Here is a 16,057-nt window from a genome sequence, read left to right on the forward strand (position 1 = left end):
GGTTCAGAGGTCGAGCACCAGCCGCTGGCCCTTGGCGCGGGAGATGCAGATCTGGATCACGTTGCCCGCGGCCTTCTCGCGCGCCGTGAGCACGTAGTCGCGGTGGTCGATTTCGCCGTCGATCACGGGCACGGCGCACACGCCGCATTCGCCGCGCTTGCAGTCGAACATCGGGTCGCAGCCGTGCTCGACCAGGCAGTCGAGGATGCTCTGGTCGGCCGGCACGGTGAAGCGCTGGCCCGACATCGCGAGCTCGACCTCGAAGGCATGGTCGCCCTCCTCCACCACGGGCGCGGTGAAGAGTTCGAAGTGCACGCGGTCGCTGTTCCAGCCGCGCGCCTGGGTCTGGGCCAGCACCGCGTCGAGCATGGGCTTGGGGCCGCAGACATAGAGCTGGTCGGCCGGATCGCAGCGCGCGAGCAGCGCGCCCACGTCGAAAGGCGCGCCCTTCGATTCGTCGTCGTGCAGCAGCAGGTCGGTGCCCAGCAGCTCGCCCAGTTCGGGCAGGAAGGCCATCAGCGCGCGGCTGCGGCCCGCATAGTGCAGTTCCACCGGCAGGCCCCGCGCGCGGCGGTGCGCGGCCATGCTCGCGAGCGGCGTGATGCCGATGCCGCCGGCCAGCAGCACCGCGCGGCCCGCACCGCCGTGCAGCGGAAAGTCGTTCTTCGGCGGCTCGGCCTCGATGGCGTCGCCCTCGCGCAGCCGCTCGTGCATGAAGCGCGAACCGCCGCGGCCCGCGGCCTCCTTGCGCACCGCGATCAGGTACTCGGCCGGCGCCTGCTGGCCGCCGGCGGCGAAGTCGATCAGCGAGTAGTGGCGCCAGTCCGACTGACCGTTGCCAAGGTCGACGCGCACGCGGATGTGGGCGCCGGCCTCGAAGCCCGGCAGCGCGGCGCCATCGTCGGCGCGCAGGCGGAACAGCCGGGCCAGCGGATTGAGTTCGCGCGCCTCGGCGACGCGCAGGCGAAGGGTCGTGGGATCGGAGGCCATGGTGTCGTCTCTTCTTCGTCGTTCAGGCCAGTGCGTGGCGTACCAGCGCCGCCTGCAGCTGGTGGCCGTGCTCGTCGGCCAGCGCGGCATTGCGCAGCTCGCGCAAGGTGGCAGGCGCGAGCGCATCGCCGGCGCGGCGCAGGGCCGCCATCACGGTGTCGTAGTTGCGCAGGCCGCGTTCGTGCGTGTCGCTGTAGCCCTTGACCAGCCGCTGGCACTGCGCCACTTCGATCGCGAGCTCGGTGTTGCGCGCGGCGGTGGCGGCGATCTCGGCCAGCCAGGCCTCGATGCGCCGGTTCTCGTCCGCGTAGCGCAGCGTGGAACGGCGCCAGCGGCCCATGCCGGCCACGGTGGACAGCAGCAGGTAGCCGTGCAGCGAACTGGTCTGCACCACGCGGCCCTTGCGCGTGAAGCGCTCGACCAGGCCGCGCGCCCAGCCAGTGCGCATCAACCAGCGGCCCAGGCCCGCGGGCAGGGTCTCGCAGATCTCCTGCAGCCGCGGATGCATGTACTCGTGGATCGCGAGCAGCTGGTCGGCCTGCACGCGCGACTCGTCGCGCACGCGGTCGAAGCGGGTCGCGCGGATCTTGAGCGATGCGACGCGCGCCGTGTCTTCGTAGGACATCCACAGCGCCAGGTGGCGCGCCGCGACCTCGAGCAGCGCCGGGCTGGCCAGCGACTGCAGCGCGGCGGCGCGGTCGAGGTAGAGGCCCGCATAGGCCGGGTCCTGGTAGTCGATGAGGCGGCGCACGCCCTCGAGCAGCAGCGCCTGCTGCGCCGGCGCGAAATCCTTCTGCACGCGCTCGACCAGCGCGCGCACCGCGGGATGGCGCGGCTGCGGCGGCGCGGCCGGCGGCAGGGCCGGCGCGGGCGCCTCGCCCTCCTCGGCCTGGGCGCGCGCGAAGGCGGCACCGAAGGCGCGCAGGCTGGGCTTCACGCCGACGCCGCCGCGCTCGATGGTGGCCTCGAACTGGGCGCGGCCGAAGGGCAGCACGCCCGAACCCGCGAGCGCGCCGAACAGCACGGCGCTGATCACGCTGCCCGCGTCTTCCGCGGCCTGCGCCATGTCGAAGCGGATGAAGCGGTGCGCGGCGCGCCCTGCATGCGCGAGCAGTTCGCGGCTGTCGACGCGGCCGTCACCCATCGCGCTCTTCTCGGCGATCGAATAGACGCGGTGCGTGGAGGCGATCAGCGTGGTGCGATCGGGCGTGACCAGCCCGCGCTGCACCGCGCGGCCGGCTTCCATCAGCTCGGAGGCGAGCACCAGGTCGACGTCGCCCGGCAGTGGCATCAGCGCCAGCACCGGCTGGCCGCCATCGGCGCGCGCGGCGGCCTCGGGGAACAGCTCCACGTAGTAGATGGTGGCGCCGGTGCGCTGCGCCACGCCGGGCACGGAGGTGGTCTGGGCGACCCAGCCGTTGGCCTCGCCCATGTCGACGATCCAGTCGGCGAGCACGCCGCCGCCCTCGCCGCCCATGGCGAGGATTGCGATCTTGATCGGTTGTGGGGTGGTCATCGGCGCGCTCAGAACGAATAGGCCTCGCGCCGGCGCGCCGCGCCGCGCTGCAGCCAGCCGATGACGGCGCCGCGCACGCGCTCGCGCAGGCGGTCCCAGCCGGTGGGATTGCTGACGATGCGCGCCTTGTAGAACGAGGGGCAGAGCACGGCCGCGTGCGAGACGTCGCCGCAGTTGCCGCAGCCCACGCAGCTCTCGAGCACGGTGGCGACCGGGTCGGTACGCAGCGGATCGGGGTTGGTCTTGATCGACAGCGAGGGGCAGCCCGAGAGCCGGATGCAGGAGTGGTCGCCGGTGCAGGTGTCGGCATCGACGCCGAACTTCTCGCGCACCATGCGCTTGCCGTCGGCGATGGCCTTGCGCACCAGCGGCTTCTCGCGCCGCTGCTTGTTGAGCATGCACTCGGACTGCGCGATCAGGACCTTCGGGCCCTTCTCCTTGGTGGTCAGCGCCTCCTTGAGCGCATCGCGCATGCCGGCCACGTCGTAGGTGCGGCGGATGGTGCGCACCCAGTTCACGCCCACGCCGCGCACCGCGCGCTCGATCGCGTGGCCGGTGCTGCGGGTGGCGTTGACGGCCTTCGACGACAGGATGTCCTGCCCGCCGGTGGCCGAGGTGTAGTTGTTGTCGACGACGATCGTGAGGTTGTCGCTCTGGTTGAACACCGCGTTGGCGACGCCGCTCGTGAGGCCGTTGTGCCAGAAGCCGCCGTCGCCCATCATGGCAATCGCGCGCTTGCCGCGCGGCGCGCCCATGGCGGCCGCGCCCGCGCCGCCGAGGCCGTAGCCCATGGTGGTGTTGCCGATGTGGAACGGCGGCAGGATCGAGAACAGGTGGCAGCCGATGTCGGCGCTCACGTGGTGCGGGCCGAGTTCGCGCTCGACCAGCTTCATCGCGCTGAAGATCGGGCGCTCGGGGCAGCCGGTGCAGAAGCCCGGCGGGCGCGCGTGCACGCTGTCGGCCAGCGGCGCGGCCGGCTCGCTCGGCAGCTCGATCAGCGGGATCACCTTGCGCACCGGGGCCGGCACGGGCGCGGCCGGTTGCGGCGCGAGGCGACCGTAGCGCTCGCAGAAGACGCGCGCGCCCTGCAGCAGTTCGGCGGCCGTGTACTCGCCGGCCACCGGCAGCATGTCCTTGCCGTGCAGCGCGGTGGTCACGCCGCGCTGGCGCAGGATGGTCGCGATGTTCTGCTCGATGAAGTTGGGCTGGCCCTCCTCCACCATCAGCACCGCGCGCTTGCCTTCGCAGAAGCGCACCACCTCGCTGTCGATCACCGGGTAGGCGACGTTCATCACGTACAGCGGGATGCGGCTGTTGCCATAGACGTCGGCCAGGCCCAGGCGTTCGAGCGCGCGCACCAGCGTGTTGTAGCTGCCGCCCTGCACCACGATGCCGATGTCGTCGACGCCGTCGGCGAAGAACTCGTTGAGGCCGCGCTCCTCGATGAAGCGCACGGCCGCGGGCCAGCGCTCTTTCACCTTTTCCTGCTCGTGCACGAAGCTCGCGGGCGGCAGCACGATGCGGCTCACGTCGCGCCGCGGGTTCTCGGCCGCCTCCTGCACCGAGTAGGCGGCGCGGCGGTTGTCGGCGGCGACGAACTGGCCGTGCACGTGGCAGGCGCGGATGCGCAACTGCAGCATCACGGGCGTGTGGCTGGCCTCGGAGAGCTCGAAGCCCTGCTTCACGGCTTCGACGATGCTCGGCAGGTTGGGCCGCGGATCGAGCAGCCAGATCTGCGACTTCATCGCGAAGGCGTGGCTGCGCTCCTGCATGATCGAGGAGCCTTCGCCGTAGTCCTCGCCCACGATCACCAGCGCGCCGCCGGTCACGCCGCCCGAGGCGAGGTTGGCCAGCGCATCGGATGCGACGTTGGTGCCGACCGTGGCCTTGAAGGTCACGGCACCGCGCAGCGGATAGTTGACCGAGGCCGCGAGCGTGGCGGCGGCCGTGGCCTCGCTCGCGCTGTTCTCGAAGCGGATGCCCTGGTCGGCGAGGATGTCCTGCGCATCGGCCAGCACGTCCATCAGGTGCGAGATCGGCGCGCCCTGGTAGCCCGCGACGTAGGACACGCCCGATTCGAGCAGTGCCTTGGTGACGGCGAGGATGCCTTCGCCGCGGAACACTTCACCGGCGGACAGCCGCAGTTTCTTCACTTCTTCGACAAACGAACGCTCGGCCATGGCTTGCTCTTTTCCTCGATCGACGTCACCGTGTGGGCGGTGGCCCGTTCATGCATCACCTGCAGAAAAGCGATGAGTGCTTGTACGGGCCTTGGTACGTATACTGTTTAGAAATGAATCTATCCACAATCATGAATAACCCTAGACACGCAAGCCGCGTGCCACTTTCGGGTCGTTCGATGGGCATCGGGAGAACGCATGGGAAGCACTGAAAAGAAGCCGCAGCGCTTCGTCGACAACTACCTGCCCGCGCTGCTCGCGCAGGCGAGCCAGCTGATCTCCTCGGAGTTCCACGAGGTGGCGCGGCAGGAGGGTTTCTCGGTGTCGGAGTGGCGCGTGATGGCCTCGCTCGCGGGCGGCGATGCGGTGAGCATCGGGCGGCTCGCGCAGATCACCGTGACCAAGCAGCCGACCGTGACGCGGCTGCTCGACCGCATGGAGACGCAGGGCCAGGTCGAGCGCATTCCCCATGAGAGCGATCGCCGCATCACGCTGGTGCGCATCACCCGCAAGGGTGCGGCCAAGGTGGAGCATCTGATGCAGCTCGCGAGCGAACACGAGCGCCGCGTGCTCGAGCCCTTCGGTCTCACGCGCGCGGAGGAACTCAAGAACACGCTGCGGCTGATGATCCAGCTGCATGCGCATGCGCCGTCCGACGCAGCGCAGGAAGAGGACGACGCGTAGCGCTGAAGCTCAGTCCGCGACGAGCACCGCGCGGCCTCGATGGCCGCGCTGCGCGATCCACGCCAGCGCCTGTGCCGCTTCGTCGAACGCGAAGCGCCGCACCGCGAGACGCAGCCGCCCGTCGCTCAATCGCTCGAGCAATCGAGGCACCGCCGCGCGGCCCTGTGCTTCGCGCCGGAACATGTTGAGCGGCAGCAGGCTCACATCGCGCTGCATGAAGGCCGGCAGCGAGAGCGACAGGGTCTCGCCCGCCGTGTAGCCGATCAGCACCGCGCGGCCACCGGGCAACACGTGGCCCAGCAGCGTGGCGAGCACGTCGCCGCCGACGGTGTCGATCAGCACCTCGGCCTCTTGCGATGGCGCTTCGATGCCGGATCGCCACTCGACGACGTCGACACCCGAAGGCAAGCCATGGTCGGCGGACGCATCGGCCACCACCGCGCAGACCTTCGCACCGATCTCGAGCGCGAGCTGCACCGCGAGCGAGCCGACCGCACCGCTCGCGCCCGTGACCATCACGCGCTCGCCTGCGCGCACGCGCGCCACTTCATGCAAGGCGACCCAGGCCGAGGTGCAGGGCGAGAAGAAGGCCGAGCCCAGTGCCATGTCGAGGCCCTCGGGCAGTTCGCCGAGCGCGGCATCGGGCGCGTCGGCGATCTCGCACCAGGTGCCGTCGAATTGCGTGCCGAGGCCGCTGCCGCGCAGCCACACGCGCTGGCCCGGCGCGAAGCGTTCGCTGTGGATCACGATGCCCGCGCCCTCGACACCGGGTGTGTAGGGCAAGGGCGGCGGCCGCAGGAAGCCACCGCGCCACACGGTGCGGTCGATGTGGCCGACGGTCGCGGCCTGCATGCGCACCAGGCTGCGGCCCGGCGCGGGCACGGGGTCGGGCCGCTCCTCGATGCGCGGCGGCGCGCCCCATTGCGCGATGCGCACGGCCTTCATGCGAGGCCCGCGAGGAAGTCGCCCACGCAGCGCGCGAAGGCCTCGGGCAACTGGTCGGGCAACGGCACCATGCCGCCTTCGAGGTCGGCGATGCGCACGCTGGCCGCATGGCGCAGATGCTGCGCGAGTTCCTCCGCATGCGGCGAGGCGAAGGGATCCTGCGGCGCGCGCACGATCAGCACGGGCTGCGTCACGCGATCGATGCGCTCTTCCATGCGGTACGAGGCCACGGCGCGATGGCCTTCCTCGAGCCGCCGGCCGACCTTGAGCGCATCGAGCACGAAAGCCTCGAGCAGCTCGGGCCGGTTCGGCGGATAGAAGCCCTGCCGCTTGCCCCACAGTTCCGCGAGGTGGCTGCCGTCTTCGCTGGGCTCGACCTCGTCGATCGGCGGACGCTCGGCACGCGCGCGGCGAAACACTTCGTCGGTATAGGGCGTCGAGGACAGCACCAGCGCGCGCACGCGCTCGCCGAGCGCGGCCGCGAGTTCGATCGCGATCACGCCGCCCGTGTGGTGGCCGACCACGGCGACGCGTTCGATGCGCAGCGCATCGAGCAGCTCGGCCGCGACACGGGCCCAGTGCGCGATCGAGGCGGGCTCGCTGCCCGCGGCCGAATCGCCGAAGCCCACGGTGTCCATCGCGATCGCACGATGCCGCGCGCCGAGCAGCGGCAGCACCGCCTCGTACTCGCGCCAGCTGCGCGGCGACTGGTGCAGCAGCAGCACCGGCGGCGCATCGATGTCGCCGCAGCTCGCGCAGTGCACCTGCCCGACCGACAGATCGGCGAAGGCGCGGCGGATGGTCGGCGTCATGGCAGCGTGCGTTCGGCCGCGGGCCGCCAGAGGCCCGCATGGCGCAGCATGCCGAGCGTGCGCGAGAGTACGTCGCGGCGATAGGCGGCGGTGTCGGTGCCTTCGTAGGCATAGAAGCCGCTGCCGCTCTTGAGGCCGAGGCGCCCTTCCTCCACCATACGGTCGACGATGGCCGGCGCGGTGTAGCGCCCCTTGTCGATCGAGGCCGACATCTCGCGGCTCGCGTGGTGCAGGATGTCGCAGCCGCCGAAGTCGATGAACTCGACCACGCCGAGCGCCGCGAAGCGCAGGCCGAGGCCGTGGCGCGTGGCCTTGTCGATCTCCTCGGCGGTGGCGGCGCCCTCCTCGATCATGCGCGCGGCCTCATTCATGATCAGCGCCTGCAGCCGCGGCACGATGTAGCCGGGCGTGGGCCCGCACACCACGGGCAGCTTGCCGATCGCTTCCATGATCTCGCGCGTGCGCGCCAGCACGGCGGGGTCGGTGCCCGGATGGCAGCTCAGTTCGACCACCGGGATCACGTAGGCCGGGTTGAGCCAGTGCATGTTGAGGAAGCGCTCGGGCTTGCGCACCAGCGCCGCGAGCTGCGTGACCAGGATGCTGCTGGTGGTCGAGGTCAGGATCGCGTCGTCGCGGCAATGGGCGTTGATCTGTTCGAAGGCCTCGCGCTTGGCCTCGAGCGTTTCGGGCACGCCCTCGAACACCAGCTCGGCCTGCGCGAGCGCCGCCGGTGCCTGTGCCGCGCGCACGTACTGCACGCGCGCCGCGATGGCCTCGGCCTGCGCCGCATCGATCACGCCGAGTTGCGCCAGGCCCGCGAGGCTGGCCGCGATCTCCTGCCGTGCCTCGTCGTGCAACTTGTTCCAGGCCTCCTCGCCGCGCACGCGCAAATCGACCAGCGCGATGCGATGGCCCGCGTAGGCGAAGGCGATCGCGATGCCGCGGCCCATGCGTCCCGCGCCGACCGCGGCGAAGCGGACCGGCTCATTCGCCATCGTGCAGCCTCTGGCGCAGCGCGTCGGCCGACAGGTCCGCGAGGCCCAGGGCCTCGAAGCTGCGCGGCCCCTGGCGCAGGTCGCGGCCGAGGAAGCCGCCGACGATGGCGAGCAGGCCGTGGGCGATAGGCGCGTCCACGCCCGCATGCCTTGCGGCCGAGGCGAGGAAGGCAAGGCCGAGCTCTGTGTCTTCGGTGATGTAGCGGTGGCCGTGCAGGTCGATGTTCTCGCGCCAGTCGCCCGACTTCACGAGCTGCTTGTGGGCATCGCCGTACATCCAGCGGTCGTTGTCGTAGTGGTCGGCCAGCGGATAGTGCGGGCCGCCATGGCCGAAGGCCTCGCGCACCGCGATGCGCTCGCGGTCGAGCCGGTCGGTCACGGCGCGCACCGCGGGCTGCGTGCCTTCGTTGTGGATGTCCCAGCGCTCGAAGTGCTGCAGCGGCGCGGCATTCATCACCATCAGCGGCGGATGGATGACGGGGCCGGCATTCATCAGCGCGCCCGAGAGCGCGTCGCCGCAGCCGTGCACGCTCGGGTAGGCCACGCGGATGGTGTCGATCGCCTGCGCGGCCTTGCGCGCCGGATAGACGCCGGTGGGCAGGCGGATCGCGCGGATGGTGACGTTGACCTCGCGCTCGCCGTGCTTGCGCGCGAGGTAGGGCAAGGTGCCGGTCTCGGCCCAGGCCACGTCGGCGCGGTTGCCGGCCTCGCGCACGGTGCGCGCCATCACGTAGCTGCCGAAGGTGCCGGGCGGCAGGAACACCACCTGGCCGTCGACCAGGTGCGGCGCCATGGCGCGCGCGATGAAGTCCTGCGCGATGGCGGGGGTCGGCAGCACGATGAGTTCGGCATCGCGCAGCGCCGCGCCTATGTCGGCGGTGGGCAGCGCGATCGGCACCTCGCGCACGCCGCGCGCATCCTTGAGCACGATGCTGCCGCTGTCGATGACCGGCTGCAGCGCGGCCGCGTCGCGGCGCCACAGCCGCACTTCATGCCCGGCTTCGGACAGATCGGCGGCGGCCGCATAGGCCCCATGGCCGCCACCCAGGATCGCGATTTTCATGGTCGAAGGGTCGAAAAGCTGAGGTTGATGAACCGGCCACCGACGATGCGGAACCGGAATGCAGGACTGCGCGCGTCCAATACATTACTTTTCATCAATTCAGACGTCAACCAAAATCGGCGCCTTCGACTGCTCGCAAACCCCCAATGCAAAAAGCCCGCGTTCCGGAGAACGCGGGCTTTGCGAAGGGAAGGAAGCGATCAGCGGCTGGGCTTGAACGCGCGCTTCTGCGCGTCGCGCGGCACGAACACCTTGCCGGGGCCACCGGCGTGGCCCGGGCCCTTGCGGGGCGCGAAGCCGTCGTTGCGCGGCGCGAAGCCGCCTTCGTTGCGCGGACCGCCGCTGCGGGCGCCGAAGCCTTCGTTGCGGCTGCCGCCGGCATTGCCGCGCGGTGCGCTGTCGCCCCAGCCCGGCTTGCGGCCGAAGCCGGCCGACTCGTCACGGTCGCGGCCGCCGCCGAAACCGGCGTTCTGGCCACCGCCATGGAAGCTGCCACCGCGCGGAGCGCCGGCACCCGGGCCGGGACCGCGTGCACCGCGGTCGTTGAAGCCGCTGGCATTGGCGTAGCCGTTGCCACCGCCATTGCCGCCGCGGTAGCCACCGCCGCCGTTGCCCTGGCGACGATCGCCGCCACGGCCACGGCCGCCGAAGTCGCCCTGCGGGCGCGATTGCGGCATGCGCTGCTGCGGTTCCATGCCGGGGATCACCTCGGCCTTGAACTGCTGGCGGCTGTACTGCTCGATGTCCATGATGCGGCGGCGGTCGCGGAACTCGGCGAAGGTGATCGCCAGGCCGTCGCGGCCGGCACGGCCAGTGCGGCCGATGCGGTGGGTGTAGTCCTCGGCCTTCATCGGCAGGCCGAAGTTGAAGACGTGGGTGATGGTCGGCACGTCGATGCCGCGCGCGGCCACGTCGGTCGCCACCAGGATCTGCACCTGGCCCTGGCGCAGCGCCATCAGGCGGCGGTTGCGCAGGCCCTGGCTCAGCGCGCCGTGCAGCGCCACGGCGCTGAAGCCGTCCTGCTGCAGGTCGTTGGCGAGGCCGTCGCACTCGACCTGGGTGCTGGCGAACACGATCGCCTGGTTGATGCTGGTGTCGCGCAGCCAGTGGTCGAGCAGCTTGCGCTTGTGGGCGGCGTTGTCGGCCCAGAACAGCGATTGCTTGATGTTGGCGTGCTTTTCCTGCGGGCTGTCGATGGTCACGCGCTGCGGCTCGCGCATCACGCGCTGGGCCAGTTGCTGGATGCGCGGCGCGAAGGTGGCGCTGAACATCATGGTCTGCTGGCGCTCGATGGTGAGCTGGTTGACTTCGGCCAGGTCGTCGGCGAAGCCCAGGTCGAGCATGCGGTCGGCCTCGTCGACCACCAGGAACTTGACCTTGTCGAGCTTGATCTGCATCGAGCGCTGCAGGTCGAGCAGGCGGCCCGGCGTGGCGACCACGAGGTCGGCGTTCTGCAGGCGAGCGATCTGCAGCTGGTAGGGCATGCCGCCCACCACGTTGGCGATGCGCAGGCCGCGGCAGTGGCGCACCAGCTCGATGGCGTCGTGCGCGACCTGCTGCGCGAGTTCGCGCGTCGGGCACAGCACCAGGGCGCCGGGGGTGGCGGCCTTGAAGTTGCGGTTGCTGGTCGGGTTGACGCGCTTGGGCCGCTTGGGCGGCGCTTCGCCGCGTTCGGCGGCTTCGGCCGCGAGGCGGTCGAATTCGGCGCGCTCGGCGGCGGCGGCTTCGGCCTGGCGGCGGATCAGCGTGTGCAGCACGGGCAGCAGGAAGGCCGCGGTCTTGCCGCTGCCGGTCTGGCTCGAGACCATCAGGTCGACGAAACGGGCCGATTCGTCGCCGCGGGCCAGCGGGATCACCTTTTCCTGCACGGTCGTGGGCTGGTGGAAGCCCAGGTCCACGACGGCAGCGATCAGTTCGGGTGCGAGGCCCAGCGGAATGAATCCGTTGGGGCCGCGCGGTGCCTCGGGTACGTCGGACGTCTGCGCGTCCTGATCGGCAACCTCGAGGACTTCGTTGGCCTCGGTGCTGGCGGCGTCGAGCGCCTCGAGCACAGGCACTTCGGAGGTGACAGCGGAAAATTCGTTGTTGTGAATCGATTGCACAGGCGCGAGCTCGCCCTGCGCTTCAAAAGCGTCGGTCATGAATGTCAAATTTCAAACGCGAGCGCAGCCGTGGGCGGCGCCCCGTTGGTGGTTAAAAACATCAACCATCCAACGACATTCAGCTTCCGGTTCTGAAACCCGAGGCTGCGGCCCTTTTTGATCGATCCATGCGATCGGGCGCGGTGTGCAAGATAGGGAGATGCGGGATATGCCGGCGGGGAACCGATTCTGCTCATGCACGCGCCATCCTTTTTGAAGAATGGCCGGGCACCCCGGTCAGCGAAGCCCACGATTATGACATGCATCGGGGTTTTTACCTAATCCCCGCATGCAATGGGATTTTTGGCCGTTGTTCCGGCCCACCAGGCCTCAGTCGGTCAGGCGCAGGAAAGTCTCGCGGTAGTGCGCCAGTTCCTCGATCGATTCGTGCACGTCGGCCAGCGCCGTGTGGGCCTGCTGCTTCTTGAAGGCGTTGTAGGCCGCGGGCTTCCAGCGCTTGGCGAGCTCCTTGAGCGTGCTGACGTCGAGGTTGCGGTAGTGGAAGTAGGCCTCGAGCTTGGGCATGTACTTGACCAGGAAGCGCCGGTCCTGGCCGATGGTGTTGCCGCACATCGGCGAGCCGCTCCTGGGCACGTAGCGCGCGATGAACTCGATCAGCTGCTGCTCGGCCGTGGCTTCGTCGACGGTGGAGGCCTTGACCTTGTCGATCAGGCCGCTGCGGCCGTGCGTGCCCTTGTTCCAGGCATCCATGCCGTCGAGCACGGCGTCGCTCTGGTGGATGACCAGCACCGGGCCGTCGATGCGCGGCGTGAGGTCGGGGCCGGTGATGACCACGGCGATCTCGAGCAGGCGCTCCTTCTCGGGATCGAGCCCGCTCATCTCGCAATCGAGCCAGACCAGGTTCTGGTCGCTTTTCTTCAGGGTGGGGACCGCTGCGGCGGCCGTGGAGGCGGAGGATTCGGGCATCGCGGGATTGTCGCCGATGGCCCTGGGGCCTTGGATGCGAGGACTAAACTCCGCCCCCTATGTCCTATTCGCTTCTCTTCACCATCGCCTTTGCCGCCGCGCTGGTGGCCGGCCTGCTCGTGAAGTTCTGGCTGGCCTCGCGGCAGGTCCGGCACGTGGCGCGGCATCGCGGCGAGGTGCCCGAGGCCTTCGCGCAGACGATCAGCCTCTCGGCGCACCAGAAGGCGGCCGACTACACGGTGGCGAAGGCCCGCTTCGGACTGATCGAGATGGCCTGGAGCACGGCGCTGCTGCTGGGCTGGACCTTGCTCGGCGGCCTCGACCTGCTCAACAAGGTGCTGCTGGCCTGGCTCGGCGGCGGCATGGTGCAGCAACTGGTGCTGCTGGCGGCCTTCGCGGCCATCGGCGGCCTGCTCGAGCTCCCGTTCACGCTGTGGCAGACCTTCAGGCTCGAGGAGCGCTTCGGCTTCAACAAGATGACCTGGGGCCTCTGGCTGCGCGACACGGTCGTCTCGACGCTGGTCGGCGCGGCCATCGGGCTGCCGATCGCGGCACTGATCCTGTGGATCATGGGCGCGACGGGCACGCTGTGGTGGCTCTGGGCCTGGGCCGCGTGGATGGGCTTCAACCTGCTGCTGATGCTGGTCTATCCGATGTTCATCGCACCGATCTTCAACAAGTTCCAGCCACTGGACGACCCGACGCTCAAGGCCCGCGTCACCGCGCTCATGAGCCGCTGCGGCTTCCGCGCCAAGGGCCTGTTCGTGATGGACGGCAGCCGCCGCAGCGCGCATGCCAACGCCTACTTCACCGGCTTCGGCGCCAGCAAGCGCGTGGTGTTCTACGACACCCTGCTGCGCCAGCTCAATGCCGGCGAGGTCGAGGCGGTGCTCGCGCACGAGCTCGGCCACTTCAAGCACCGCCACATCGTCAAGCGGCTGGTCGCGATGTTCGCGCTGAGCCTCGCGGGCTTCGCGTTGCTGGGCTGGGTTTCGACCCAGGCCTGGTTCTACACCGGCCTGGGCGTGCAACCCAACATGTCGATGACGGCGCCCAACAGCGCGCTGGCGCTGCTGCTGTTCATGCTCGCGGTGCCGGTGTTCGGCTTCTTCGTCGCGCCGCTGTCGGCGCGGCTGTCGCGCAGGCACGAGTTCGAGGCCGACGCCTACGCCATCGCCCAGACCAGCGGCGCCGACCTTTCGGCCGCGCTGCTCAAGCTCTACCAGGACAACGCCTCGACCCTCACCCCCGACCCGGTGTTCGTCAAGTTCTACTACTCCCACCCGCCCGCCTCCGAGCGCCTCGCGCGCATGCTGGCGACCGCCTGAGCGCCATCTCTTTTCCATCTCCCTCGCCCCCTTTCGAAAGCAGCGCCATGAGCACCGCCAGCATGTTGAAGATCAAGGACTGGAAGTCCATCCCCCGCAAGGCGCTGAGCGCGACCGAGATCGTCTCGGCGCTCGCGCGGCTCGAAGGCTGGAAGCTCAGCGGCGACGGCGCGAACGTCGCGATCGAGAAGACCTACAGCTTCACGAACTACTTCGAGACCATCGCCTTCGTGAATGCACTGGCGATGGTGGCCCACACGCAGGACCACCACCCCGACCTGTCGGTGCACTACAACCGCTGCGTGGTGCGCTTCAACACGCACGACGTCGGTGGCATCTCGGTCACCGACTTCGACTGCGCACGCCAGGCCGATGCGCTGCTGGCGGCCGCGCCCGCCGCATGACCGGAGCGATCGCCTTTGGCTAAGCCGGGCCGCGAGCGCCAGCAGGGCCGAGCCTCGGCCGATGCGCTGCACGACGGCCTCGTGGTGGCCAGCCACGGCCGCCACTGCCTGGTCGAGACGCCCGAAGGCGAACGGCGCATCTGCCATCCGCGCGGCAAGAAGAGCCAGGCCGTGGTCGGCGACCGCGTGCGCTGGCAGGCCAGCGAGGACGAAGGCACGATCGAGCAGGTGGTGCCGCGGCGCAACCTGTTCTACCGCCAGGACGACATCCGCACCAAGTCCTTCGCGGCCAATCTCGACCACGTGCTGATCCTGATCGCGGCCGAGCCCGAGTTCTCCGAACACCAGCTCGCACGCGCCCTGATCGCGGCCGAGGCCGAGCGCATCACGCCGATCATCGCGCTCAACAAGAGCGACCTGGTCGAACCCTTCGAGCGCGCCTGGCGCAAGCTCGCGCCCTACCGGCGCATGCACCACGGCGTGCTGCCGCTGTCGCTCAAGGCCTCGGGCGAGGTCGACCACGCCTCGCTCACGCAGCGCCTCGCGGGCAAGACCACGCTGGTGCTCGGCCCCTCGGGCGCGGGCAAGAGCACGCTGATCAACCTGCTGGTGCCGGGCGCCACCGCGCTCACCGGCGAGATCTCGCAGGCGCTCAATTCGGGCAAGCACACCACCACCAGCACCACCTGGTACTGGGTCGACGCGGCGCGCAGCACCGCGCTGATCGACTCGCCGGGCTTCCAGGAATTCGGCCTGCACCACATCGCGCCGATGCAGCTCGCGGGCCTCATGCCCGACATCGCCGAGCATGCGGGCGAGTGCAAGTTCTACAACTGCACCCACCTGCACGAGCCGGGCTGCGGCGTGATCGCGCACGTGGAGTCGGCGGCCAACGACGGGCCGATCAGCGCCTCGCGCTACAGGATCTACGGCGATCTGTTCGCGGAGCTCAGCGAGACGCGCTACTGAGCCTGCAGGATCTCGCGCAGCCGCTCCACCAGCACGCTGCACTGCGCGCGCGTGCCGATGCTGATGCGCAGGTACTGCGCGATGCGCGGCTGGCGGAAGTGCCGCACCAGCACCGCGCGCTCGCGCAATGCGGCGGCCAGTTCGGCGGCGTCGCGCGACGGATGCCGCGCGAACACGAAATTGGTCTGCGAGGGCAGCACCTCGAAGCCAAGGTCCTCGAGTTGCAGCACCAGCCCCTCGCGGGTGTCGACCACGTCGTCGCGCGTCTTGCGGAACCAGTCCTCGTCCTCGAGCGCTGCCACGGCGCCGGCGCTCGCGAGCCGGTCGAGCGGGTAGGAGTTGAAGCTGTCCTTCACGCGCACCAGCGCATCGATCAGGTGCGCCTGGCCGCAGGCGAAGCCCACGCGCAGGCCGGCCAGCGAACGCGACTTCGAGAGCGTTTGCACCACCAGCAGGTTGGGATGGTGCGGGATCAGCGGGAGCGCGCTCTCGGCGCCGAAATCGACATAGGCCTCGTCCACCAGCACCACGCGCTCGGGACAGGCGCGCAGCAGTTCCTCGATGCGCGCCAGCGGCAGGCCGATGCCGGTGGGGGCATTCGGGTTGGCAACGACGACGCCCGCACAGCCTTCGCACGCGCGATCGGCCATGGCATCGACGTCGATGCGCAGGTCCTCGTCGACCGGCAACTGCTCGCAGGCGATGCCGTAGAGCTGCGCATAGACGCGGTAGAAGCTGTAGCTGATGTCGGGCATCAGCAGCGGCTCGCGCTGCTGGAAGAAGGCGAAGAAGGCGTGGGCCAGCACCTCGTCGGAACCGTTGCCCGCGAAGACCTGCTCGACCGCGAGCCCGTGGCGGCGCGCGACGGCTTCACGCAATGCGAGCGAGGTGGGGTCGGGGTAGAGCTCGAGGCCGTTCTCGGCCGCTTCGCGGATCGCCTGGATGGCGCGCGGCGATGGCGGGTACGGGTTCTCGTTGGTGTTGAGCTTCACGAGGTCCCGAATGCGCGGCTGCTCGCCGGGCACGTAAGGCTCGAGGCCCGCGATGCGCGGGCTCCAGAACGAAGGCGCGCGCCTGGCCGCCGGATCGATCGAGTCGGCCAT

14 protein-coding genes are annotated in these 16,057 nt (G+C 69.9%); 4 read left to right on the plus strand and 10 right to left on the minus strand.

Annotation, left to right across the window (positions count from 1 at the left end; all coding sequences use genetic code 11):
* Nucleotides 1-3: 3 nt before the first annotated feature.
* The 3 genes from AC07PU_RS10185 to AC07PU_RS10195 are packed head-to-tail and all read right to left on the minus strand — an operon-like array spanning nt 4 to nt 4,686.
* Nucleotides 4-990 (minus strand): PDR/VanB family oxidoreductase, encoded by a 987-nt coding sequence (locus tag AC07PU_RS10185; RefSeq protein WP_495317146.1) that lies wholly within the window; start codon nt 988-990, stop codon nt 4-6.
* A gap of 22 nt (nt 991-1,012) precedes the next feature.
* Complete coding sequence (locus AC07PU_RS10190) at nt 1,013-2,506, minus strand: indolepyruvate oxidoreductase subunit beta family protein (protein WP_495317148.1); 1,494 nt, start codon at nt 2,504-2,506, stop codon at nt 1,013-1,015.
* An 8-nt stretch (nt 2,507-2,514) separates the two neighbouring features.
* Nucleotides 2,515-4,686 carry a thiamine pyrophosphate-dependent enzyme gene (locus tag AC07PU_RS10195; protein WP_495317150.1) on the minus strand — a complete coding sequence of 724 codons (2,172 nt, stop codon included), beginning with the start codon at nt 4,684-4,686 and terminating at the stop codon, nt 2,515-2,517.
* Between the two features lie 198 nt (nt 4,687-4,884).
* Between AC07PU_RS10195 and AC07PU_RS10200 the strand changes: the two genes are divergently transcribed.
* Nucleotides 4,885-5,370: a MarR family winged helix-turn-helix transcriptional regulator gene (locus AC07PU_RS10200; RefSeq protein ID WP_203204941.1), complete on the plus strand. Its 486-nt coding sequence runs from the start codon at nt 4,885-4,887 to the stop codon at nt 5,368-5,370.
* Between the two features lie 9 nt (nt 5,371-5,379).
* Here AC07PU_RS10200 and AC07PU_RS10205 read toward each other — a convergent pair whose 3' ends face one another.
* From AC07PU_RS10205 to orn, 6 genes are all read right to left on the minus strand, one after another.
* Nucleotides 5,380-6,315, minus strand: a complete 936-nt coding sequence (locus AC07PU_RS10205; RefSeq protein WP_495317153.1) for a quinone oxidoreductase family protein — start codon at nt 6,313-6,315, stop codon at nt 5,380-5,382.
* On the minus strand, nt 6,312-7,127 hold the full coding sequence (locus tag AC07PU_RS10210) for an alpha/beta fold hydrolase (RefSeq protein WP_495317155.1): 816 nt from the start codon (nt 7,125-7,127) through the stop codon (nt 6,312-6,314). The genes AC07PU_RS10205 and AC07PU_RS10210 overlap by 4 nt, the downstream gene beginning before the upstream one ends.
* Complete coding sequence (locus tag AC07PU_RS10215; RefSeq protein WP_495317157.1) at nt 7,124-8,122, minus strand: 3-hydroxybutyryl-CoA dehydrogenase; 999 nt, start codon at nt 8,120-8,122, stop codon at nt 7,124-7,126. The genes AC07PU_RS10210 and AC07PU_RS10215 overlap by 4 nt, the downstream gene beginning before the upstream one ends.
* A complete protein-coding gene (locus AC07PU_RS10220; RefSeq protein WP_261208543.1) occupies nt 8,112-9,185 on the minus strand; it encodes an NAD/NADP-dependent octopine/nopaline dehydrogenase family protein in 1,074 nt (357 codons plus the stop codon). The genes AC07PU_RS10215 and AC07PU_RS10220 overlap by 11 nt, the downstream gene beginning before the upstream one ends.
* 200 nt (nt 9,186-9,385) lie before the next feature.
* On the minus strand, nt 9,386-11,326 hold the full coding sequence (locus AC07PU_RS10225; RefSeq protein WP_495317160.1) for a DEAD/DEAH box helicase: 1,941 nt from the start codon (nt 11,324-11,326) through the stop codon (nt 9,386-9,388).
* Nucleotides 11,327-11,656: 330 nt separating this feature from the next.
* A complete protein-coding gene (gene orn, locus AC07PU_RS10230) occupies nt 11,657-12,253 on the minus strand; it encodes an oligoribonuclease (RefSeq protein WP_093348918.1) in 597 nt (198 codons plus the stop codon).
* Between the two features lie 59 nt (nt 12,254-12,312).
* Between orn and AC07PU_RS10235 the strand changes: the two genes are divergently transcribed.
* Genes AC07PU_RS10235 through rsgA form a run of 3 tightly spaced genes read left to right on the plus strand, consistent with a single transcriptional unit; the run spans nt 12,313 to nt 14,954 of the window.
* Nucleotides 12,313-13,581 (plus strand): M48 family metallopeptidase, encoded by a 1,269-nt coding sequence (locus AC07PU_RS10235; protein WP_490878351.1) that lies wholly within the window; start codon nt 12,313-12,315, stop codon nt 13,579-13,581.
* A gap of 47 nt (nt 13,582-13,628) precedes the next feature.
* Nucleotides 13,629-13,985 (plus strand): 4a-hydroxytetrahydrobiopterin dehydratase, encoded by a 357-nt coding sequence (locus tag AC07PU_RS10240; protein ID WP_281081184.1) that lies wholly within the window; start codon nt 13,629-13,631, stop codon nt 13,983-13,985.
* Between the two features lie 15 nt (nt 13,986-14,000).
* Complete coding sequence (rsgA, locus tag AC07PU_RS10245) at nt 14,001-14,954, plus strand: ribosome small subunit-dependent GTPase A (protein WP_495317163.1); 954 nt, start codon at nt 14,001-14,003, stop codon at nt 14,952-14,954.
* Here rsgA and hisC read toward each other — a convergent pair.
* Nucleotides 14,948-16,057, minus strand: a complete 1,110-nt coding sequence (gene hisC, locus AC07PU_RS10250) for a histidinol-phosphate transaminase (RefSeq protein WP_495317165.1) — start codon at nt 16,055-16,057, stop codon at nt 14,948-14,950. The genes rsgA and hisC overlap by 7 nt on opposite strands.

The sequence above is a fragment of the Variovorax sp. GW821-FHT10D07 genome, assembly GCF_059415325.1.

Coding starts and splice junctions, on each gene's coding strand:
- AC07PU_RS10185 (WP_495317146.1), bottom strand. CDS start 990: ATGGCCTCCGATCCCACGACCCTTCGCCTGCGCGTCGCCGAGGCGCGC.
- AC07PU_RS10190 (WP_495317148.1), bottom strand. CDS start 2,506: ATGACCACCCCACAACCGATCAAGATCGCAATCCTCGCCATGGGCGGC.
- AC07PU_RS10195 (WP_495317150.1), bottom strand. CDS start 4,686: ATGGCCGAGCGTTCGTTTGTCGAAGAAGTGAAGAAACTGCGGCTGTCC.
- AC07PU_RS10200 (WP_203204941.1), top strand. CDS start 4,885: ATGGGAAGCACTGAAAAGAAGCCGCAGCGCTTCGTCGACAACTACCTG.
- AC07PU_RS10205 (WP_495317153.1), bottom strand. CDS start 6,315: ATGAAGGCCGTGCGCATCGCGCAATGGGGCGCGCCGCCGCGCATCGAG.
- AC07PU_RS10210 (WP_495317155.1), bottom strand. CDS start 7,127: ATGACGCCGACCATCCGCCGCGCCTTCGCCGATCTGTCGGTCGGGCAG.
- AC07PU_RS10215 (WP_495317157.1), bottom strand. CDS start 8,122: ATGGCGAATGAGCCGGTCCGCTTCGCCGCGGTCGGCGCGGGACGCATG.
- AC07PU_RS10220 (WP_261208543.1), bottom strand. CDS start 9,185: ATGAAAATCGCGATCCTGGGTGGCGGCCATGGGGCCTATGCGGCCGCC.
- AC07PU_RS10225 (WP_495317160.1), bottom strand. CDS start 11,326: ATGACCGACGCTTTTGAAGCGCAGGGCGAGCTCGCGCCTGTGCAATCG.
- orn (WP_093348918.1), bottom strand. CDS start 12,253: ATGCCCGAATCCTCCGCCTCCACGGCCGCCGCAGCGGTCCCCACCCTG.
- AC07PU_RS10235 (WP_490878351.1), top strand. CDS start 12,313: ATGTCCTATTCGCTTCTCTTCACCATCGCCTTTGCCGCCGCGCTGGTG.
- AC07PU_RS10240 (WP_281081184.1), top strand. CDS start 13,629: ATGAGCACCGCCAGCATGTTGAAGATCAAGGACTGGAAGTCCATCCCC.
- hisC (WP_495317165.1), bottom strand. CDS start 16,057: ATGGCCGACTCGATCGATCCGGCGGCCAGGCGCGCGCCTTCGTTCTGG.